The 20,606-nt window shown below is 72.7% G+C and carries 17 protein-coding genes; 8 read left to right on the forward strand and 9 right to left on the reverse strand.

Annotated features, from left to right (window positions below):
- Window positions 1-21: 21 nt before the first annotated feature.
- The 3 genes from ACY1JX_RS13910 to nudC are packed head-to-tail and all read left to right on the forward strand — an operon-like array spanning window position 22 to window position 7,213.
- Window positions 22-3,201 (forward strand): ATP-dependent helicase, encoded by a 3,180-nt coding sequence (locus tag ACY1JX_RS13910; protein ID WP_462564331.1) that lies wholly within the window; start codon window positions 22-24, stop codon window positions 3,199-3,201.
- A 13-nt stretch (window positions 3,202-3,214) separates the two neighbouring features.
- Window positions 3,215-6,343: a UvrD-helicase domain-containing protein gene (locus tag ACY1JX_RS13915; RefSeq protein WP_462564332.1), complete on the forward strand. Its 3,129-nt coding sequence runs from the start codon at window positions 3,215-3,217 to the stop codon at window positions 6,341-6,343.
- Between the two features lie 3 nt (window positions 6,344-6,346).
- Window positions 6,347-7,213 (forward strand): NAD(+) diphosphatase, encoded by an 867-nt coding sequence (gene nudC / locus ACY1JX_RS13920; protein WP_462564333.1) that lies wholly within the window; start codon window positions 6,347-6,349, stop codon window positions 7,211-7,213.
- Window positions 7,214-7,224: 11 nt separating this feature from the next.
- Here nudC and ACY1JX_RS13925 read toward each other — a convergent pair whose 3' ends face one another.
- The 3 genes from ACY1JX_RS13925 to ACY1JX_RS13935 are packed head-to-tail and all read right to left on the reverse strand — an operon-like array spanning window position 7,225 to window position 8,153.
- Window positions 7,225-7,626, reverse strand: coding sequence for a type II toxin-antitoxin system VapC family toxin (locus ACY1JX_RS13925; protein ID WP_462564334.1), 402 nt, complete (start codon window positions 7,624-7,626; stop codon window positions 7,225-7,227).
- Window positions 7,623-7,859 carry a type II toxin-antitoxin system VapB family antitoxin gene (locus tag ACY1JX_RS13930; RefSeq protein ID WP_286929880.1) on the reverse strand — a complete coding sequence of 79 codons (237 nt, stop codon included), beginning with the start codon at window positions 7,857-7,859 and terminating at the stop codon, window positions 7,623-7,625. Before ACY1JX_RS13930 ends, ACY1JX_RS13925 begins: the two co-directional genes overlap by 4 nt.
- A 48-nt stretch (window positions 7,860-7,907) precedes the next feature.
- Window positions 7,908-8,153, reverse strand: coding sequence for a mycoredoxin (locus ACY1JX_RS13935; RefSeq protein WP_181756400.1), 246 nt, complete (start codon window positions 8,151-8,153; stop codon window positions 7,908-7,910).
- 151 nt (window positions 8,154-8,304) lie between these two features.
- Between ACY1JX_RS13935 and ACY1JX_RS13940 the strand changes: the two genes are divergently transcribed.
- Entirely contained in the window at window positions 8,305-10,296 is a 1,992-nt protein-coding gene (locus ACY1JX_RS13940; protein WP_181756401.1) for an ATP-dependent helicase, read from the forward strand.
- 12 nt (window positions 10,297-10,308) lie between these two features.
- Here the strand turns inward: ACY1JX_RS13940 and ACY1JX_RS13945 are convergent, their stop codons facing one another.
- From ACY1JX_RS13945 to ACY1JX_RS13955, 3 genes are all read right to left on the reverse strand, one after another.
- The gene (locus ACY1JX_RS13945; protein ID WP_462564335.1) at window positions 10,309-11,670 is read right to left on the reverse strand and encodes an ABC1 kinase family protein; all 1,362 of its coding nucleotides are present in this window, start codon (window positions 11,668-11,670) and stop codon (window positions 10,309-10,311) included.
- 36 nt (window positions 11,671-11,706) lie between these two features.
- Window positions 11,707-12,501 carry a hypothetical protein gene (locus ACY1JX_RS13950; RefSeq protein ID WP_462564336.1) on the reverse strand — a complete coding sequence of 265 codons (795 nt, stop codon included), beginning with the start codon at window positions 12,499-12,501 and terminating at the stop codon, window positions 11,707-11,709.
- A gap of 104 nt (window positions 12,502-12,605) precedes the next feature.
- Entirely contained in the window at window positions 12,606-12,764 is a 159-nt protein-coding gene (locus ACY1JX_RS13955; RefSeq protein WP_172806346.1) for a DUF5679 domain-containing protein, read from the reverse strand.
- Between the two features lie 410 nt (window positions 12,765-13,174).
- On the opposite strand from ACY1JX_RS13955, the gene ACY1JX_RS13960 reads away from it, so the two are divergent.
- Window positions 13,175-13,681, forward strand: coding sequence for a M48 metallopeptidase family protein (locus ACY1JX_RS13960; protein WP_462564337.1), 507 nt, complete (start codon window positions 13,175-13,177; stop codon window positions 13,679-13,681).
- Here the strand turns inward: ACY1JX_RS13960 and ACY1JX_RS13965 are convergent.
- Window positions 13,605-14,177 carry an NUDIX hydrolase gene (locus ACY1JX_RS13965; protein WP_462564338.1) on the reverse strand — a complete coding sequence of 191 codons (573 nt, stop codon included), beginning with the start codon at window positions 14,175-14,177 and terminating at the stop codon, window positions 13,605-13,607. The genes ACY1JX_RS13960 and ACY1JX_RS13965 overlap by 77 nt on opposite strands.
- Window positions 14,174-15,478: a zinc-dependent metalloprotease gene (locus tag ACY1JX_RS13970; protein WP_462564339.1), complete on the reverse strand. Its 1,305-nt coding sequence runs from the start codon at window positions 15,476-15,478 to the stop codon at window positions 14,174-14,176. The genes ACY1JX_RS13965 and ACY1JX_RS13970 overlap by 4 nt, the downstream gene beginning before the upstream one ends.
- 62 nt (window positions 15,479-15,540) lie before the next feature.
- On the opposite strand from ACY1JX_RS13970, the gene ACY1JX_RS13975 reads away from it, so the two are divergent.
- The 3 genes from ACY1JX_RS13975 to ACY1JX_RS13985 all read left to right on the forward strand — a co-directional run bounded on the left by ACY1JX_RS13975 (window position 15,541) and on the right by ACY1JX_RS13985 (window position 20,115).
- Window positions 15,541-16,611 (forward strand): YlbL family protein, encoded by a 1,071-nt coding sequence (locus ACY1JX_RS13975; protein WP_462564340.1) that lies wholly within the window; start codon window positions 15,541-15,543, stop codon window positions 16,609-16,611.
- On the forward strand, window positions 16,604-17,149 hold the full coding sequence (locus ACY1JX_RS13980) for a PPA1309 family protein (protein ID WP_462564341.1): 546 nt from the start codon (window positions 16,604-16,606) through the stop codon (window positions 17,147-17,149). The genes ACY1JX_RS13975 and ACY1JX_RS13980 overlap by 8 nt, the downstream gene beginning before the upstream one ends.
- Before the next feature lie 137 nt (window positions 17,150-17,286).
- Window positions 17,287-20,115, forward strand: coding sequence for a UPF0182 family membrane protein (locus ACY1JX_RS13985; RefSeq protein WP_462564343.1), 2,829 nt, complete (start codon window positions 17,287-17,289; stop codon window positions 20,113-20,115).
- 21 nt (window positions 20,116-20,136) lie between these two features.
- Here the strand turns inward: ACY1JX_RS13985 and ACY1JX_RS13990 are convergent, their stop codons facing one another.
- The gene (locus tag ACY1JX_RS13990) at window positions 20,137-20,604 is read right to left on the reverse strand and encodes an aminoacyl-tRNA deacylase (protein WP_462564344.1); all 468 of its coding nucleotides are present in this window, start codon (window positions 20,602-20,604) and stop codon (window positions 20,137-20,139) included.
- Window positions 20,605-20,606 lie beyond the last annotated feature (2 nt).

The following is a 20,606-nucleotide window of genomic DNA, read 5'->3' on the forward strand; positions in this document are numbered from 1 at the left end:
GCCGTCTGGTTGCATGGTCCTGTGCCCGAACTCGTCCTCCGGCGGCCCGATGCCGTGCGTGCCGCAGCGCCCTCGCTCGACGAGGCCCAGCGCTCGGTCGTGGACCACCGTGGCGGGCCGCTGCTGGTCCTGGCCGGACCGGGAACGGGCAAGACCACCACGCTCGTCGAGGTCGTCGTCGACCGCATCGAGTCCGGCGAGCTCACCCCCGACCAGATCCTCGTCCTGACCTTCAGTCGCAAGGCCGCCGGCGAGCTGCGCGACCGGATCGGGCGGCGCCTGTCGGGCACCGCCGCCACCGTGCCGGCGATGACCTTCCACGCGTTCTGCTACGCCCTCGTGCGCGAGTTCAGCGATCCCGAGGCGTTCGCCGCCCCGCCCGAGCTGATGACCGCCCCGGCGCGCGACGCCGTGGTCGCCGACCTGCTCGGCGGGCACGACGCCGCCACCTGGCCCGAGTCCCTGCGCGAGGCGCTCGGCACCCGCGGCCTGGCGGCCGAGCTCCAGTCGTTCATGGCCGCGGCGGTCACGCGCGGCCTCGGCCCCGACGACCTGCGCGCGCTGGCGATCACGCGCGAGCGGCCCGAGTGGGCCCGCGTCGCCGACGCGATCGAGGAGTACCACCAGGTCATCGACTTCCAGAACCGCACGGACTACACCGACCTCGTCACGCGCGCCGCGGCGATCGCCGGCGACCGCGACCACCGCCGGGCGCTGCGCGACCGCTACCGGCTCGTCGTGGTCGACGAGTACCAGGACACCGATCCGCTGCAGGTCCGGCTGCTGCACGACCTGGCCGGCGACGGTCGCGACCTCGTCGTGGTGGGCGACCACGACCAGGCGATCTACGGCTTCCGCGGCGCCGATCCGGCGGCGATCACGCGCTTCCCCCAGCAGTTCGCGGCGGCCGGCCGGCCCGCGCCCACCGTGGCCCTCACCACCACCCGTCGCTTCGGGCCGCGGATCCTGACCGCCGCGCGCGTGGCGCTGGGGAACCCGCCGGTTCCGCCGGGACTCGACGCCCGCGCCGCCGACCAGCACCGCAATCTGAGGTCGGCCGCGTCCGAGGAGGGACGGGTGGAGGTCGCCACGTACGCGTCCGCCACCGCCGAGGCCGAGCACATCGCCGGCCTCCTGCGCCGGGCCCATCTCGACGACGGCCTGGCCTGGTCCGACATGGCGGTCCTGGTGCGCACCGGCGCCGACCTCACCCGGCTCCAGCGCGTGCTCGGCCCCGCCGGGGTGCCGGTGGAGGTGGCGGGCGACGAGGTGCCGCTCGTGGCCCAGCCCGCGGTCCGGACGCTGCTGCTGGCCCTCGAGGCCGCCGACCGGATCGCGCGCGAGGAGGCGCTCGACACCGAGACGGCCGAGGCCCTGCTCACCGGCCCGCTCGCCGGGCTCGACGGGCCGGCGATGCGCCGGCTGGGCCGTGCCCTCCGTCAGCGCGATCCGGAGACCCCGTCGAGCGACCTCGTGGCCGCGGCGCTCCTGGATCCCGCGGCGCTGGGCCTCACCACCACCGATCGCTCCACCGCCGACGCCGTCGGCGCGGCCCGCGACCTCGCCGCACTCCTCGGTCGGGCGGCGACCGTGCTGCGACGCGGCGAGCCGCCCGAGCAGGCGCTCTGGCTGCTGTGGGACGGCACCGGCTGGCCCGCCCGTCTGCGCGAGCAGTGGGCCGGCGTCGAGGGCCGCGTGCACGCCGACCGCGACCTCGACGCGGTGTGCGCGCTCTTCCGCCACGCGGCCCGGGCGGAGGAGGGCGGCCGCCGCCGCGACGCCGTGAACTTCGTGGCCGAGCTGCGTGCCCAGCAGATCCCCGCCGACCAGCTCGAGACCAGCGCTACGCGCCCCGATGCCGTCCGGCTGATGACGGCCCACCGGTCGAAGGGGCTGGAGTGGCCGCTCGTGGTGGTCGCCGGCGTGCAGGCCCAACGGTGGCCCGACCTGCGCACGCGCGGCAGCCTGCTGCGCTCGGAGCACCTCGACGGCCCGGCCGAGCCCGGTGCGCGCGGCGAGCAGCTGCGCGAGGAGCGCCGACTGTTCTACGTCGCCTGCACCCGTGCCACCAGCCGCCTGGTGGTCACCGCGGTCCAGACGCCCACCGACGACGGGGATCAGCCGTCGCGCTTCGTCGCCGAGCTGCTCGGCGCCGGGTTCGGCACCGACGCCGACCTCCCGCTGGGCCGGCCGGCGCGTCCCGTGTCGCTGCGTGGCGTGGTCGCCGAGCTGCGACGCGTCGGCGAGCAGGCCGAGGACCCGGCGGTGCGCGACGAGGCCGCCGCGATGCTGGCCGAGATCGTCCGTGCCGACCTGCCGCCCACCCGGGCGGCCGACCCCGACCGCTGGTGGGGGCTGTCCGGTCCCACCCTGTCCGACGCTCCGTGGCGACCGCAGGACCACCCGCTGGCCCTGTCCGGGTCGGCGGTCGAGGGGATCACCGCGTGCTCGCTGCGCTGGTTCCTCGGCCGCGAGGCGCACGGCGAGTCCGCCTCCACGTCGGCGCAGGGCTTCGGCTCGATCGTGCACGCCCTCGCAGCCGACGTGGTCCAGCGCGGGGTCGAGCCCGACGAGGTGGCCATGGCCGCCCGGCTCGACGAGGTCTGGCACCGGCTCGACCACCAGGCCGCCTGGCTGGGTGAGCGCGAGCGGCAGGCCGCCCACGAGACGCTCGTCCGGTTCGCGCGGTGGCACCGGGCCAACCCACGCACGCCGCTGGCGGCCGAGCACGCGTTCACCACCACGCTCGTGGTCGGCGGTGAGGAGGTCCTGCTCCGCGGGTCCATGGACCGCGTCGAGATCGACGCCGAGGGGCGGGTCCACGTCGTCGACTTCAAGACCAGCCGCAACGCGCCCGGCCCGCGCAAGATCGCCGAGCACGCCCAGCTCGGCATCTACCAGGTCGCCGTCGAGCACGGGGCCGTCGCGTCGCTCGGGGTCGACCAGGCCCGCTCCGGTGGTGCCGAGCTCGTCCAGCTCCGCACGCCCGCCGGCGCCAAGGACCCGGACTCCCCGAAGGTCCAGCCGCAGGCCGCACCCGCGCCCGAGGAGGCGTTCTTCGCCCTCGAGCTGCTGGCCGAGTCGGCCCGCGTCGTGCGCGACGAGAGCCTCGTGGCGCGCCCCAACGAGCACTGCGGCTTCTGCGACTTCCAGACCCTGTGCCCCGTGATCACCGGCCCCACGGTCGGGGGTCTCGAATGATCGGAGCACCGCAGTGACCCCCCTCGTCCGCGACACCGACCACCTGCGCGAGGTGCTGGGCATCCCCTTCAGCGATCCGCAGCTGGCCGCGATCACCGCCGACCCGGCGCAGCCCCAGGCGATCATCGCCGGCGCCGGTGCGGGCAAGACCGCGGTCATGGCGGCGCGCGTCGTGTGGCTCGTGGGCCACCTCGGCTACGCACCCGACCGCCTGCTCGGGCTCACGTTCACCTCGAAGGCCGCCGCCGAGCTGGCCGGCCGGGTGCGCGAGTCGCTCGACCTCGTCGGCGACTTCTCCGAGTTCGGTGAGCCCACCGTCTCGACCTACCACGCCTTCGCCGGCACGCTGATCGCCGAGCACGGGCTGCGGATGGGGATCGAGCCCGACCTGCGCGTGCTGGCCGACGCGACCCGGTTCCAGATCGCGGCGCGCACCGCCCGCGGGCACGACGGCCCGCTGCGGCACGTCTCGGCCTGGCTGCCCACGGTGATCGGCGACGTGCTCGGGCTCGACGGCCAGCTGTCCGAGCACCTCGTCACCACCGATGAGCTCCGGGCGTTCGACCGGACCACCATCGAGGCGGCCGAACGGGCCGAGAAGCCGCTCAAGTGGCACGAGGAGATCGTCGCCGCGTGCCTGAAGCGCGACGAGCTGGCCGACCTCGTCGACGAGTACCGCGCGGCCAAGGCGGACGCCGGCGTCATGGACTTCTCCGACCAGATGGCCTGGGGCGCCCAGCTCGCCACCGTGCCCGAGGTCCAGCAGGTGCTGCGGGAGCGCTACGACGTGGTGCTGCTCGACGAGTACCAGGACACGTCGGTGGCCCAGCGCGACCTGTTGCAGGCCCTGTTCGCCGGCCGCCCGATCAGCGCGGTCGGCGACCCGGCCCAGGGCATCTACGGCTGGCGCGGCGCCGCCTCGGGCAACCTCACCGCGTTCCTCGACGACTTCCCGGGTGCGGGCGGCGAGAAGGGCCGGCTGTTCAGCCTCGACGTCACGCGTCGGTGCGCGCCGGAGATCATCGACCTCGCCGGCTACGTCGCCCGCGACTACTACGGCTCGCCCGGGATCGCCGAGATCGTGACGCCGCTGCGGGCTGCCCCCGAGAACCCGTCGGGCGAGGTCTCGGTCGCCCTGCACGAGGGGGTGGCCCAAGAGATCGAGGCGCTGGTCGACCTCGTCGTGCAGTCGGTCGAGAGCGGCGTGTCGCGACGCGACATCGCGATCCTGGTGCGCACCACCAACGAGAACCCGGAGATCGTCCGTGCCCTGCGCTCGCGGGGGCTCCCCGTCGAGATCGTCGGCCTCACCGGCCTGCTCCAGCAGCCCGAGGTCGTCGACGTCCTCTCCGTGCTGGCCGTGCTGGACGACGTCACCGCCAACCCGGCGATGCTCCGCCTGCTCACCGGGGTGCGCTGGCGGATCGGCGAGCGCGACCTCGCGCTGCTCGGCCAGCGAGCGGCCGAGCTCGGGCGCCAGTGGCGCAGTGGGGGAGAGCCGGACGGCTCCGATCCCGACGCGGTCTTGCAGGCGGCCCTCGACGAGGCCACGGCCGGCGTCGATCCCACCGAGATCGTCTCGCTCGCCGAGGCCGTGGAGGATCCGGGCCCGGGGCAGTACTCCGAGGCCGCGCGCACCCGCTTCGCCGACCTGGCCGCGATGCTGCGGCGGCTGCGACGTCATGCGCACGAGCCGCTGCTCGACCTGGCCCGCCGCGTCGTCACCGAACTCGACCTCGACGTGGAGCTTCCGGTCGCCGGCGTCCCCACCGACAACCTCGCGCTACTGATCGACGCGATCGGCGACTACGCCCAGCACGACCGCTACGCCTCGCTGCCGGGTCTCCTGGCGCACCTCGACGCGGAGCGCGAGTACAACGAGGGCATGGAGCTGAGCGCTCCGTCCGACGCCGACTCGATCAAGCTGCTGACGATCCACCGGGCCAAGGGGCTGGAGTTCGAGGAGGTCTTCGTGCCGTTCGTGTCCGGCACGGTCTTCCCTTCCGGGCGCGGCCGTTCGCGCTGGCCCACGGTCGCCAAGGCCCTCCCGGCGCCGCTGCGCGGCGACGTCGACTTCGTGCCGCAGGTCGCCGAGTTCACCGGCCCGGCGAAGAAGGCGTTCGAGGAGGACACCCGTCGCGACGCGCTGATGGAGGAGATCCGGCTCGCCTACGTGGCGTTCACGCGGGCCAAGCGACGCCTGCACGTCAGTGGCCACCGGTGGGGTCGCACCCAGCTGCGTCCGCGCGCCGAGTCGGCGTTCCTGGTCGACGTGCGCGACTGGCTGGCCCAGCGTGGCATCGAGCCGGTCGTGTGGGCCGAGCCGCCCGCCGACGACGACCAGAACCCCCATCTCGTCGACCAGACCGTGCCCTGGCCGGTCGCGCTCACCTCGTTCGACCGCCGCCGCGAGCTCGCCGACGCCGTCCGTCGCCACCTGCACGAGCCGCAGGCCCCTCCCGTCGAGGGCGACGAGCGCCTCGCCGAGCTGCGCACCGACCTCGACCTGCTCCTGGAGGAGGCACGGGCGCGTGCCGAGCGGCGCATCGAGGTCACCCTGCCCGCGTCCCTGTCGGCCACCGACGTGCTCGCGCTCGACGCCGACGAGGAGGCCTTCGTCCGGTCGCTGGCGCGTCCGATGCCGCGCCGCCCGTCGGCGGCCGCGCGGTTCGGCACGAGGTTCCACGCGTGGATCGAGTCCCGGTACGGCCAGCAGACGTTGCTGGACCCCGACGAGCTGCCCGGGCGCGGCGACGCCGAGGTCGCCGACGAGTCCGATCTCGAGGCGCTCAAGGAGGCCTTCGAGTCCGGGCCGTTCGCGGGTCGCGAGCCCCTGGTCGTCGAGGCGCCCTTCTCGCTGCGACTCGGCGGTCAGCAGGTGATCGGCCGCATCGACGCCGTGTTCGCCACCGAGCTGGCCGACGGGCAGGCGGGGTTCGAGGTCGTCGACTGGAAGACCAACCGCACGCCCGACGCCGATCCGCTGCAGCTCGCGCTCTACCGGATCGCCTGGGCCGAGATGCAGGGCATCGAGCCCGAGCGCGTGGTGGGCACCTTTCACTACGTGCGGCTCGGTTCGTCGCGCACGTTCGACGACCTGCCCGACCGGGCGGCACTCGAGGCCCGGCTTGGGTTACGGTGAGGCGTGGATTTCGCGTTCGAACGGGCCAGGCACGACCGAGCGGGGAACCTGAGGCCGCGCGATGACCTGTGGAAGACGCCCGACACCCGGGTGCTCGTCCTCGGCGGCGAGCACGTCGCGACGATCGACGGCCCCGCGCTGCGGTGGACGACGGTCGACGAGGCGCCCGACGGCGAGTGGATCCTGCTCGGCGACCAGAACGGCAGGCGTCACGCGGCCGTGGCGCTGCAGCGGGTCCCGCGCGAGCTGAGTCCCGTCAGCATCCGGGTGCTGGCGCCCCTGCTCGACCCCGACGAGCTGTCGCTGGCGATCCACGCGGTGGGTCTGGCGCGGTGGCTGCAGTCGCACACCTATTGCTCCCGCTGCGGTGAGTACCTCTACAGCTCCCAAGCGGGTCACCTGCGGGTCTGCCCGTCGTGCGGCACCGAGCACTACCCCCGCACCGACCCGGCCGTGATCATGCTCGTCACCGACGAGGACGACCGCTGCCTCCTGGCACGCAACCCGAACTGGCCCGAGGGCCGCTTCTCCACGCTGGCCGGATTCGTCGAGCCGGGGGAGACCCTCGAGGACGCCGTGCGTCGCGAGGTGGCCGAGGAGGTCGGGATCACCGTCGGCGAGGCCACCTACCTGGGCAGCCAGCCGTGGCCGTTCCCGCAGAGCCTCATGCTCGGCTTCCGAGCGGTGGCCGAGTCCACGGACTTCACGCTCGACGACAAGGAGATCGCCGAGGCGCGCTGGTTCACCCGCGAGGAGCTCGTGCAGGCGATCGAGGACGAGACCGTCGCCCTGCCGCCGGCGAAGGTCTCGATCTCGCGGTGGCTCGTGGAGCAGTGGTACGGCGGCGACCTGCCCGGCACCTGGTCCTGACAGGGGTCGGGTCAGCCCCGGTTCAGAGCCGGAGGGAGGTCCGTCGCGGCGAAGTCGTCTCCGACGAACAGGAGCGGCTCGCCGGTCTCGGTCGCCAGGGCGTAGGCGAAGCAGTCACCGAAGTTCAGGCGGGCTCGATGGCCCGACCCGCGGCCGAAGTCGCGGTAGGCCTCGCGCGCGATCTTGGCGTGCCCTGCCGTGACGGGCTCGATGGCGACACCCCAGTCGCGCAACAGGGCGTCGAGCTGGCGCGAGAGCGCCGGGTCGCCTGCCTGGTCGACGACGATGCCGAGTTCGAGATAGGTGCCGGCGGACATGCGCGGACCCGACGCCGAGGCGAGGGACCGGTCGATCGCCTCCCAGCCGGGCTCACGCTTGATGACGGCGACGACGGCCGAGGTGTCGACGATCACCGGGGCAGGCCGGCCTCGTCGTACAGGTCGCCGGAGTCCAGCGGTTTGTCGGCGGCGAGTTGCTGCATCACGTGGATGCGGTCGAGTCGGGCGGCGTCGGAGGACTCTCGCTCGAGCTCGGCCAGCAGCCTCTCGAGCGCGAGCTCGATGGCACTCGTCTGACTGCGTCCCGTGCGGAGGGCGACCTCGCGCGCCAGCTCGTGGACGTGCGCGTTCTTGATGTTGAGGGCCATGGTGGAATTCTACCTTGAAAGGGTGTCATTACACCATGCCGTCCACAGTCAGAGCCCGAGCTGCGCCTTGACCTGGGCGACGGACGGGTTCGTCAGCGCCGTGCCGTCGGAGAACACGAGCGTGGGCACCGTCTGGTTGCCGCCGTTGGCCTGCTCGACGATGTCCGCCGACGCGGGATCCTGCTCGATGTCGACCTCGGTGAACTCGATGCCCTCGCGCTGCAGCTGCGACTTGAGTCGGTGGCAGTAGCCACACCACGGCGTGGAGTACAGGACGAAGGATGCGTCGGACATCGGGACCCTCTCGGTTCGGAACAGAAGCCTCTCCCAAGGTCAACGTGCCGCGGACCACGCCCATTCCCGGGGACCCTGTGTGCGGCGCCGGATCGTGTCGCCGGGCGGGGCTACGCTGGTCGCTGCCCACCCCCGACGCGATCTGGAGACCATGTCTGACGCCGACGACCTGCTGAACGGACTCGACCCCGAGCAGCGCGAGGTCGCCACCACCCTGCGAGGTCCGGTGTGCGTCATCGCCGGCGCCGGAACCGGCAAGACCCGCGCGATCACGCACCGCATCGCCTACGGCACCGCGACCGGCGTCTACAAGCCCACCGAGGTCCTGGCGGTCACGTTCACGGTCAAGGCGGCCGGCGAGATGCGCGAGCGCCTGCGCACGCTCGGCGCGGGCGGCGTCCAGGCCCGCACGTTCCACTCGGCGGCGCTGCGGCAGGCCCGCTACTTCTGGCCGCGCGTGTACGGCACGGAGTTCCCCCAGATCCTCGAGTCGAAGTTCGCCTTCGTCGCCGAGGCCGCGCGCCAGGTGGGCGTGCGGGCCGACCAGGCCCTGCTGCGCGACCTGTCGGCCGAGGTCGAGTGGGCCAAGGTCTCCAACGTCCGGCCCGACGACTACGGCGCCGAGGCCGTGCGCCGCCAGCGCACCGTCGGCGACATCGACCCGGGCGAGGTGGGCGCCGTGCTGCGCGCCTACGAGCAGGTCAAGCGCGATCGCGGGCGCATCGACATGGAGGACATCCTCCTGATCACCGCTGCGATCCTGGCCGACGAGCCGGCGATCGCGGCCGAGGTGCGCCGCCAGTACCGGTGGTTCGTCGTCGACGAGTTCCAGGACGTCAACCCGCTGCAGTCCACGCTGCTCGACCTGTGGCTGGGCGGCCGCGACGAGGTCTGCGTCGTCGGCGACCCCCGCCAGACGATCTACACGTTCGCCGGCGCCTCGGCCACGATCCTGGGCGACTTCACCACGCGCCGGTTCCCCGACGCGCCGCGCATCGAGCTCGTGCGCAACTACCGCTCCACGCCCCAGATCGTCGCCGCGGCGAACGAGGTCTTCGCCGGACGCGGCCCCTCGGTCACCCTGGGCGTGCGGCTGCAGTCGCAGAACTCGCCGGGCCCGGCGGTGGACTACCGCCCGTTCCCCGACGAGCCCGCCGAGGCCGATGCGATCGCCGACCGGATCGTCGCGCTGCACCGCCAGGGTGTGCCCTACCGCGAGATGGCGGTGCTCTACCGGATCAACGCGCAGTCCGAGGTCTACGAGGAAGCCCTGGGCCGTCTCCAGATCCCGTACTCCATGCGCGGCGGCACCGGGTTCTTCCAGCGGCCCGAGGTACGTCAGGCCGTCACCCTGCTGCGCGGCTCGGCCCACGCGGGCGAGGGCTCCGGCTCGCTGGCCGACGACGTCCGTGCCGTGCTCGCGGCGATGGACTACTCCGAGACCCCGCCCGAGGGCCGAGGCGCCGTCCGCGACCGCTGGGAGTCCCTCCAGGCGATCCACACGATGGCCGTCGACCTCGCTCAGGAGCAGCCGCAGGCCGACCTCGCCGCCCTCGTGGCCGACCTCGACCGCCGCGCCGACCAGGCGCACGCGCCCTCCACCGACGGCGTCACGCTGTCCACGTTCCACGCGGCCAAGGGCCTGGAGTGGGACGCGGTCTTCGTCGCCGGCGCGCAGGAGGGCACGCTGCCCTACGTCGCCACGATGGACGAGCCCGCCGCGATCGAGGAGGAGCGCCGGCTCTTCTACGTCGGCATCACCCGCGCCCGGCGCCACCTGATGGTGTCGTGGTCGGCGGCGCGCAAGGCCGGCGGCCAGGCCCGCCGCAAGCCCAGCCGCTTCCTCGACCGCCTGCTGCCCGAGGACGTGCAGGTCTCGCGGGCGCCGAAGCGCAAGGTGCGGCTGCCCCAGCCCGACCTCGACTACGACGAGGCGCTGTTCGAGCGCCTGCGTGCGTGGCGCAAGGAGGTCTCGCAGGAGGAGAGCAAGCCGGCGTTCACGGTGTTCAACGACGCCACCCTCAAGGCCATCGCCGCGATCCGTCCCAGCAGCGGCGACCAGCTGCTCCAGGTCTCGGGCGTGGGCCAGTCCAAGCTGGAGAAGTACGGCGACGGAGTCCTGGCGATCGTCGCCGACTCCTGACCGCCCTCGGGATCAGGCGGGCTCGAAGCCGGGCAGCGACTCGGCCACGATGGCGCGGAAGCGGGCGGTCGCGCCCAGCTGGCACAGGACGCCCACGCCGCCGGCCCACACCCGGTGGATCAGCAGGTAGCTCGGCGGCACGGTGAGCTTCAGTGCCGTCCCCATGCCCTCGGCGCCGGGGGAGGCGAGCCGCTGGCCCTGGCGACGCAGCCAGTCGCGGTCGAAGGCGAAGGCCTCCACGGCCACCGGCTCGACGATCGGGGCCAGGTACCGCTCGAGGACAGCGGGGTCGACCCGGCTGCCCTGGCGGACGAATCCCTCCTGGCGCAGGCCCTCGGCCACGGTCTCGTAGTCGCCGTCGGCCGCCGCACGCAGCAGCGGGCCCATGGGTGCGGGCAGGCCGTCGGGAAGGCGCGCCACCGCGCCGTAGTCCACGACCCCGAGTCGCCCGTCGGGCAGCACCCGGAAGTTGCCGGGGTGGGGGTCGGCGTGCAGCAGGCCGGCGCGGGCGGGTCCCTGGAACAGGAACCGTACGTACGTCTCGCCGAGGCGGTTGCGCTCCTCCTGCGTGCCGTCGGCGATCACGTCGGCGAGGGAGCGGTCGCCCGGGAGCCACGTCGTGACCAGGGCGCGCTCGGTGTGCGCCAGCGGCGCGGGGACCAGGACGTCGGGGTCGCCGGCGAACGCCTCGGCGAAGCGCGCCTGGGCGTCGGCCTCGAGCGAGTAGTCGAGCTCCTCGGCCACGCGCTCCTGCAGCTCGCGGACGAGGGCCTTGACGTCGACGCCGGGCATCATCGTGCCCAGCATGCGGGCGAGCCGGCCGATCTGGCGCAGGTCGGAGTTGAGCGCCTCCGCGGCGCCGGGGTACTGCAGCTTCACCGCGACCTCGACGGGCTCGTCACCGGGCTCGGCGATGAACCAGCTGTGGTGGACCTGACCGATCGACGCGGCAGCGGCGGGGGTCATCTCGAAGTCGGGGAACCGCTCGGGCCAGTCCTCGCCGAACTCGCGGACCATCACCCGCCGGACGGTGGGCGTGCCCATCGGCGGCGCGGCGTCCTGGAGCTTCGTCAGGGCCTCGCGGTAGGGCGCGATGACCTCCTCGGGCAGGGCCGCCTCGAAGATGCTCAGCGCCTGGCCGAACTTCATGGCACCGCCCTTGAGCTGGCCGAGCACGCTGAAGACCTGGTCGGCGGTGCGGCGCTGCACGTCGGTCATCACGGCCGCGGCGGGAGCGCCGACGAGGCGCCGGCCGATGCCCCACGTGGTGCGGGCGGCGAATCCGGCCGGCAGGCTCGCCAGGCGCGCGCCGCGGCGCAGGGCGCTCCCCGTCAGCGGAGTGTCGGTCGTGTCGTCCGGGTCGGTGTCGGCCACGTGGTCAGGATAGTGGCGTGGGCCGCATCGGACCGGTCATGCGGCGAGCAGCCGGCACGGGCAGCCGGGCGCGAAGGGCACGTCCTCGACGTCGTTCAGCCCATGGACCGGGCTCACCGACACGACGCGACCGAGGCTCGGCGGACGCCGTCCCTCGCCGAGGCAGTCGAGGTGGTGCAGCACCTCGGCGGCCGCGCGGTGGAGCACGCCGGGCGGCAGCGCCGGGTCGAGGAGGCGCGCCTGCTCGAACTGCGGCACCAGCACGGACCAGGTGGGATCGGCCGCGGCCACGTGGGCGTCGAGACAGCCCAGGCACGGCGAGATCCCGGGCGCGACGAGCGGGCCGATCCGCACTCGTCGTTCGTCGAGCACGACCGGCAGATGGACCACGCCCCCGCTGACGAGGTGCTCGAAGGTCGACCGTGCGGGCTCGCCGGCGCTGACCAGGACCTCGATCTCGGGCTCGATGGCCGGCGGCCCCACCGCGTCGGTGAGCAGGGCGGCGAAGGCGGAGGTGGAGCGATCGTGCCGCACGGCCACGCGAAGACCCTCGGAGTGGGGCTCGGCACGCAGCACGGCACCGGCCGCCACCAGTTGGTGCAGGGTGCCGGCGAGATCGTCGGTGAATTCGGGGACGTCGCGCGCCACGAGCTCGGTCAGCAGGGGGAGTGGGAGGGAGCCGTCGAGGAGGCGCAGGACGCGGGCCAGGCCCGGCCGGTCACGCAGAACGATGCCGGGGCTGGTGCCCAGCTGGAGGGTCCGGGCGTCGCGGCGCAGCAGCAGCGCTCCGGGCAGGAGTCGCGGTCCGCGGGCAGGGGAGGGGTGCGCCATCGGGCCATCGTGGCCGAGTCGAGCACCCGGACGGGTCGTTGGTCCACAGGCGCCGGACCGGCGTGGAGGCGGCGGGGACGATCGCGTCGCCCCCGCCGCGCCGCTCAGGCCTTGCCGAGGATGCGGTTGAGCTTGGTGCCGCACTCGGGGCAGATGCCCTTCGCCATGCGGGTGCCCTTCTCGCTGACCTGGACTTCACCGCTGGTCTCGCGCTTGTCCTTGCACTTCACGCAGTAGAACTCGCCGGTCCATGTCTCCGCCATAGCGGCCTCCTTGCCGATGTGTGCCGCCGAATGTGGCACAGGTCACGCTCAGCCTAAGCGCAAAAACGTGGCAGGCAAGGCCGAAGCCCCGACCGGCGCGCCTTCCCCTTGCGCGTCGGAGCGGGGCTTCGACTGCGCTCAAGGTAGGCCCTCCCGCCGTGCACGGTCAATGGGTCGTCCGAGGCTCTGTCCACCGCCTGTGGACAATGTTGTGCACATCGTGTGGGGATCGCCGGGGACCGGTGTGGGAATCGGTGTGGACAGGGTCGTGCTCGCGTGCTGCCGGGACGCTCCGGCCAGCCTCTGACCTGCGAAGACGTCCCGTCGCCCTGTGGATGAACACGGGTCTCGATTCCTCCGCCGCGCGCTGCCTCCTCCGCTGCGTCGGGGCCGCGCTCTACCGTGGGGGCATGGCCGAGATCGAGGTGCGCCGCAGCGCGCGCCGCACCCGCACCGTCAGTGCGCGTCGCGAGGGCGACCGCACGATCGTGATGATCCCGGCGTCGATGTCACTTCGGGAGGAGCGCCGCGCCGTGGCCGACATGGTCGCCAAGCTCGACGCCCGGGAGAAGAAGCGCGCCGCGCCGCGCTCCGACGCCGGTCTCGCCCGCCGTGCCTCCGAGCTCGCTCGGCTCTACGTCCCGGAGGCTCCCGAGCCCGCCTCGGTCCGCTGGGTCACCAACCAGAACTCGCGCTGGGGCTCGTGCACGCCGATCGACCGGACGATCCGGCTCTCGCACCGCTTGCAGTCGATGCCCGACCACGTCGTCGACGCGGTGCTGGTGCACGAGCTGACCCATCTGGTCGTCTCGGGGCACGGGCCGCGGTTCGACGCGATCGTCAGGCGCTACCCACGGACGGACGAGGCGATGGGGTTCCTCGAAGGCGTGACCTGGCAGCAGCGACGAGAGCCCTGACCGACTCGTCGGTGGGCCGGGGCAGGTCGTCCAGAGGGAACCAGCGCACGTCGTCGGACTCGTCCGAGCACTGCGGCTCGGCGCCCGGCGGGGCCACCGCCACGAACTGCACGTCGAGGTGATGACCGCCCTCGTGGCAGTACACCGGGTGGCGCGACAGCAGCACGGGCTCGGGATCGATCGCCAGTCCGGCGATGCCCGTCTCCTCCTGCGCCTCGCGCCCAGCCGCCTCGGCGAGCGACGGGTCGGCGGCCTCGCAGTGGCCTCCCGTCTGCAGCCAGCGACCGAACTTCGGGTGCAGCACGAGCGCCACCCGGTCGCGGTCGGCTGACACCACGAGGGCGCTGGCCGTGACGTGGTCGGGCGCGCAGGCGCGGGCGCCCGGCTCGTCGTGCGCCCCGGCATGGTCGGCGAAGAGCGCGCGCAGGCGCTCCTGCTCGTCGTCCGGCGGCGACCACCGCGCCAGCACGGCGCGGATGTCGGCGGTCAGGCTCACGCGCGGTCGTCGGGGGAGTCGCCGGTCTCGCCCGGCTCGTCCGAGGAGAGCAGCTCCTGCAGGGCGGCGTCGAAGTCGGCGTCGCTCAGCTCCGCGGTCTGGTTCTCGCAGAAGCCCAGCGGGTCGTCGAGGTCGGCCGACGTCGGCAGGAGGTCGGGGTGGCTCCACACGGCGTCGCGCGCCTCGGGGCCGCGACGGTCGCGCAGCGCCGACCAGAGGTTGGCGGCGTCGCGCAGCCGGCGCGGGCGCAGCTCGAGACCCACCAGCGAGGCGAACGTTTCCTCGGCCGGGCCGCCGGTGGCCCGGCGGCGACGCATGGCCTCGGCCAGCGCGGGGGCGGCCGGCATGACGCCGGCGGTGGCGCGGGCGACGACCTCGTCGACCCAGCCCTCGATCAGCGCGAGGAGCAGCTCGAGGCGCTCCTTGGCGCGCTCCTGCTCGGGCGTCGGAGCGGGATCGAACAGCCCGCCCGACAGGGCCTCCTGCATGGCCTCGGGGTTCGACGGGTCGATCGAGCGCATCTGCTCCTCGATGGCGCCGGTGTCGATGCGGATCCCGCGGGCGAAGTCCTCGATCGCGCCCAGGACGGCACCGCGCAGCCACGTGGCGTGCGCGTAGAGACGGTGGTGGGCGGCCTCGCGCAGCATCACGTAGAGCAGCACGTCGGCCTGGCTGGCCTCGAGGTCGGTGGCGAACGCGCTGACGTTGTGCGGCAGCACGGCGGCCACGTGCTCGGGTCCCAGCGGCAGGCCCACCTCGGTGGAGGAGAGGACCTCGGTGGCCAGCGCCCCGATGGCCGCGCCGATCTGCTGGCCGAACATGGCGCCGCCGGCCTGGTTGAGCATGCCGAGGAGGGGGCCGGCCATCGCCTTGGCCTCCGGCGGCATGGCGTCACCCATCGAGGCCACGACGTGCTCGGCCACCGGCTCGACCATGACCTGCCAGCTGGGCATCGTCTGCTCGACCCAGTCGGCGCGGCTCCAGGCCAGCGCGGAGGTGGCCGTCGCGGGCACGTCGGTGGCCTTGTCCAGCCACATCTCGGCCAGTCGCGCGGCGTCGGCGACGGCTCCGGCCTGACCGCTGTGGGGACTCGGGTCCTCACCCGCGGCGGCCACGGCGTGACGGGCCACGTCGGCGGCGAGGGTGTAGTTCACGGTGCCCTCGTGCGGCTCGAACATCCGCTGCATCTGGGACATCATCTGGCCGAGGTCGAACTGACCTGCGCCCATCTGTCCGAACAGGCCTTCCAGGGGCGTGCCCTTGAAGGGATTCTGGGGGTCCTCGCGGGGTTCCTCGGCCATGGGGCCAGCCTAGGCGCTCCGGCCCAACGCGGGATTTCCGCCGTGCCTCTAGGGTGTTCGATGTGTCATCGCCGCAGCGCCTGAGTCGCCGCACCCTCACCCTGTCCGTCGGCCTGGCCGTCGTGACGGTGCTGACGTGCCTCGTGGCCTTCCTGCCCGTCCCGTTCGTGACGATGCGGCCGGGCCCGGTGTTCAACACCCTCGGCGAGCTCGACGGCACCCCGATGCTCACCTTCGGCAAGGACGTGCGCACCTATCCCACGGACGGCCGCCTGGACTTCACCACGGTCTCGGTCACCCGCGCCGAGTCGAGGATGTCGCTCGCCGGTGCGATCGAGGGCTGGCTCGATCCCGACGTCGCGGTCGTGCCCCACGACTTCCTGTACCCCGACCGCCAGACGGACGAGCAGTCCAAGGCCGCGGGCGCCGCCGAGCTCGCCAGCTCCCAGGACGCGTCGCGGGCCGCGGCGCTGCGGGCGGCCGGCCGCGAGGTCGCCGAGGTCCCGAAGGTGGCCGGCGTCGTCGAGGACGGTCCCGCGCAGGGCAAGCTGGAGGTCGACGACGTCCTGCTGACCGTCGACGGCCGCAAGGTCGCCACGCAGGAGGCCGTGGGCCAGGCGATCGGGGCACGCCAGCCCGGCGACGACGTCACCATCGGGTACCGCCGGGACGGCCGCGACGAGACCGTCACGATCACGACCACCGCGATGGACGACGACCCCGACAAGGCGCGCATCGGCATCGCCGTCGGCTCGACCTTCCAGTTCCCGATCGACATCCAGAACCACATCGGCGACCGCGTCGGCGGACCGAGCGCGGGCACGATGTTCGCCCTGGCGATCTACGACGCGCTGACGCCTGGCGCGCTCACCGGCGGGCAGAACGTGGCCGGAACCGGCACGATCGATCCTGAGGGCACGGTCGGCTCCATCGGCGGCGTGCGCCAGAAGATGGCCGGTGCGGCGGAGTCCGGGGCCGACATCTTCCTCGTGCCCGCGGACAACTGCGACGAGGCGATCCAGGGAGATGACTTCGGCATGACGCTGGTGAAGGTGGAGAAGCTGCAGGACGCGATCGATGCGCTGGGCACGCTCGCGAAGGACCCGAAGGCGGAGGTGGCGACCTGTGAGTGATCCGGAGCTGACCGTGAGCGGCGGCGGCCTGGGGGCCGACTCGCCCGTGCGACGCGCGGCCCTCGAGGTGGAGGGCCACGTGAACGACGGCGGCTGGGACCAGGCGCCCCGGCTGTTCGCCCTCGTCCTGACCGCTGACCTGCTGGCCGCCCAGCCCGAGCTGGCCGACGAGCTCGGTGACCCCGACTCCTACACGCCGATCGAGCAGGAGCTGCCGCACGACCGCGAGGTCGAGGACCTGCTGCCCGAGATCGGCTGGCCCGCCGAGGTCGCCGGGTGCGCCGTGGTGATGGAGCGGATCACGCTGCCGGCGGAGGCCGAGGACGACCTCCCGAGCGACCCCGCGGCGGTGGCGGACTTCGCCGCCCAGCACCCCGATCGCCAGGAGATGCGGATCGTCGCCGCGGTGCTGCGCGACGGTCCCGCGCACGTGGCGGTGCGCCCGCGCGCCCCCGAGGACGCGCCGCTGATCGAGGGGCCCGATCTCGTGCCCGGACTCGTCGACCTGCTGACGCAGACCCTCGCCGAGGACTCCTGACCCTGCGGTTCTTCCGCACCCCGTAGGCTGACGGGACCAGACCCACACCGTTGTGAGCCAGGAGCACCGTGAGCGACATCTTCGGATCGACACCCCCTCGACGCGAGCCTGAACCGCGTTCCGACCGAGGGCGGAGAGTGCTGATCCCGACGATCGTCACGCTGGCCGCCCTGCTGGTCCTCGGATCGCTGTTCGTCAGCCTCTGGACCGAGCGCCTCTGGTACGCCTCGGTCGACTTCCAGGGCGTGTTCACCAAGGTCCTGCTGACGCGCGGTGTGCTCTTCGTGGGCTTCGCCCTCTTCGGCGCCCTCGTGATCGGCGCGAACATCTGGCTGGCGCACCGCAACCGCCCGAACCCGCTCGGGCTGCGTCGCGACGACCCCGCCGCCCGGTACCGCCTCGCGATCACCCCGATCGCCAAGTGGGCCCTGCTGGCCGTCGCCGGCTTCGTGGGCTTCTTCTCCGGCATCATCGGGAGCAGCCGGTGGGAGACGTTCCAGCTGTGGCGCAACGGCGAGGCGTTCGGCACCAAGGACGCCCACTTCGGCAAGGACGTGGGCTTCTACGTCTTCGACATGCCGTGGCTGCAGTTCATCGTGTCGTTCGTGTTCGCCCTGCTGCTCATCACCGCCATCGCGGTCGTGTTCGTCCACTACGTGTTCGGCGGGGTCCGCCTCGGCACCAAGGGCCCCAACTTCAGCCGCGCCGCCCAGGTGCAGGTGGCCGTGCTCATCGGCCTGGCGATGCTCGTGCGGGCCGCGAAGTACTGGCTCGACCGCTACGCGATGGCCTACGACAGCTCGGGCCTGTTCGACGGCATCAAGTACACCGGGGCGAACGCCGAGATCCCGGCCAAGAACATCCTCATGATCGTCGCGATCCTGTGCGCGCTGATGTTCTTCTCCACGATCTTCCTGCGCTCCTGGACCCTGCCGGCGCTGGGCCTGGGCCTGTGGTTCCTGACGTCGCTGCTCATCGGTGCCGCGTGGCCCGCGATCATGCAGCAGTTCCAGGTCAACCCCTCCGAGCCGGACCGTGAGGGTCCGTACTTGGAGAAGAACATCGAGGGCACCCGCGAGGCGTTCGACGTCGCCGACGTGCAGACGCAGGACTACTCGGCCAAGACCGAGCTGACCCCGCAGGAGCTCAACGCCTCGGCCGAGGCGCGCGTCAGCACCCGTCTGCTCGACCCGACCCTCATCTCCCCGGCGTTCCAGCAGCTGCAGCAGGTGCGCGGCTACTACACGGTGCAGAGCACGCTCGACGTCGACCGCTACGCGATCGGCGACGACCCGCAGCCGCAGGACGTCATCATCGCGGCGCGCGAGGTCGACCTCGACGGCCTGCAGTCGACGCAGCGCACGTGGTCCAACGACCACACGGTCTACACGCACGGCTACGGCGTCATCGCCGCGTACGGCAACAAGCGCGGCTCGCAGGGCGAGCCGGTGTGGGTCGCGAAGGACATCCCGCCCACCGGCGAGCTGGAGTTCGAGGACGCGCCGCGGATCTACTTCGGCGAGAAGTCCCCGTCCTACTCGATCGTCGGCCGCCCCGACGGCGCCAACCCCATCGAGGTCGACACGCCCCGTGGCGGCGGCACGGCCGAGGAGGAGGCCGGCGACGGCGACTCCACGGCCAACACGTACGACGGCAAGGGCGGCGTCGAGATGGGCTCGCTGTTCAACCAGGTGCTCTACGCGTTCAAGTTCGCCGAGCCGAAGATCGTGCTCTCGGACCGCGTCAACAGCAACTCCAGGATCATTTACGACCGTCACCCGCGCGATCGCGTCCGCAAGGTCGCGCCGTGGCTGACGCTCGACGGCGACACGTACCCCGCGGTCGTCGACGGCAAGGTCGTCTGGATCGTCGACGGCTACACGACCAGCAACTCCTACCCGTACTCGGAGTCGCGCTCCCTGAACGAGGCCACGAGCGACACGCTGACCGACGGCGCCAGCCAGATCGCGCTGCCGACCGACCAGGTCAACTACATGCGCAACTCGGTCAAGGCCGTGGTCGACGCCTACGACGGCACGGTGAAGCTCTACGAGTGGGACACCGAGGACCCGATCCTGAAGACGTGGTCAAAGGTCTTCCCCGACGTGGTGGAGCCGAAGTCCGAGATCAGCGAGTCGCTGCTGCAGCACCTGCGCTACCCCGTGGACCTGTTCAAGGTCCAGCGCGACGTGCTCAGCCGCTACCACGTGACCAACGCCCAGACGTTCTACGAGGACGGCGAGCGCTGGAAGATCCCCGAGGACCCCTCGGCCGCCGGCAGCACCAAGCAGCCGCCGTACTACCTCTCGATGAGCCGTCCCGGCGAGGAGGCCTCGCGGTTCAGCCTGACGAGCGTCTACCTGCCGAACAACCGCCAGAACCTGGCGTCGTTCATGAGTGTGAACTCCGAGGCTTCCGACACCGAGAACTACGGCAAGCTTCAGGTCCTGGAGCTGCCCAGCGACACCCGGGTCGGTGGTCCGAACCAGATCGCGGCACAGTTCGAGTCCGATGCCGGCGTGCGTGCGGCACTGCTGCAGTACGAGCAGTCGCAGAACACGCGGATCCTGCGCGGCAACCTGCTGACGCTTCCGGTCGGCGGCGCGATGCTCTACGTGCAGCCGATCTACATCCAGCGCGTGGGCGAGGGCTCCTACCCGGTGCTGCAGCTGATCACCGCGACCTTCGGCGAGGGTGTCGGAGTGGGCCAGACCCTCGACGAGGCGCTGCGTGCGGCGCTCGGCCTGGAGCAGAACGCGACGCCCGATCCCGAGGAGCCGGCCCCGGAGGGTGACGCCGGCGACGGTGGCGGCGAGGCCAAGACGGCCGAGCAGTACCTGGCCGACGCGTCGCGCTACTACGACCAGGCGCAGGCCGCGCTGGAGGACGGCGACCTGGCCACCTACCAGGCTCGGATCGACTCGATGGCCAACGCGCTCGAGGCCGCGCAGCGACTCCTCGGCTAGTGGTCGCCGGCGCCCCCGCCGTCAGTCGGTGGGGGAGTCGGTGACATCGGCCACCGTGGCGTCCAGCGCGGCGATCACGTCGGCGGACTCCACCGTGACGGCCACGCCGTGGGCGCCCGCGCCCAGCGAGATCGTGCCCTCCACCGCGGCATCGGCGATGACCGGCCAGGTGTGGCTCGAGCCGAACGGCGTGATCGTGCCACGCTCGTAGCCGGTGGCCGCGAAGGCGTCCTCGGCCGGCGGCATCGACAGTCGCGAGACCCCCAGCACCGCCCGCAGCTTGGGCCAGCTGATCTGACGGTCACCGGGCACGAGGACGAACAGGTACTCGTCGCCGGACCGGCGCACCACCAGGGTCTTGACGATGCGATCGGGATCGACGCCGCGTGCGGCGGCGGCCTCGGCCAGCGAGCCCACCTGCCCGTGACGGGTGACCGTGTGGGGGACGCCCGCGGCGTCCAGGGCGGCGATGGCGCGTTCCTCGCTCATGT

Source organism: Aeromicrobium sp. JP4, assembly GCF_054957925.1.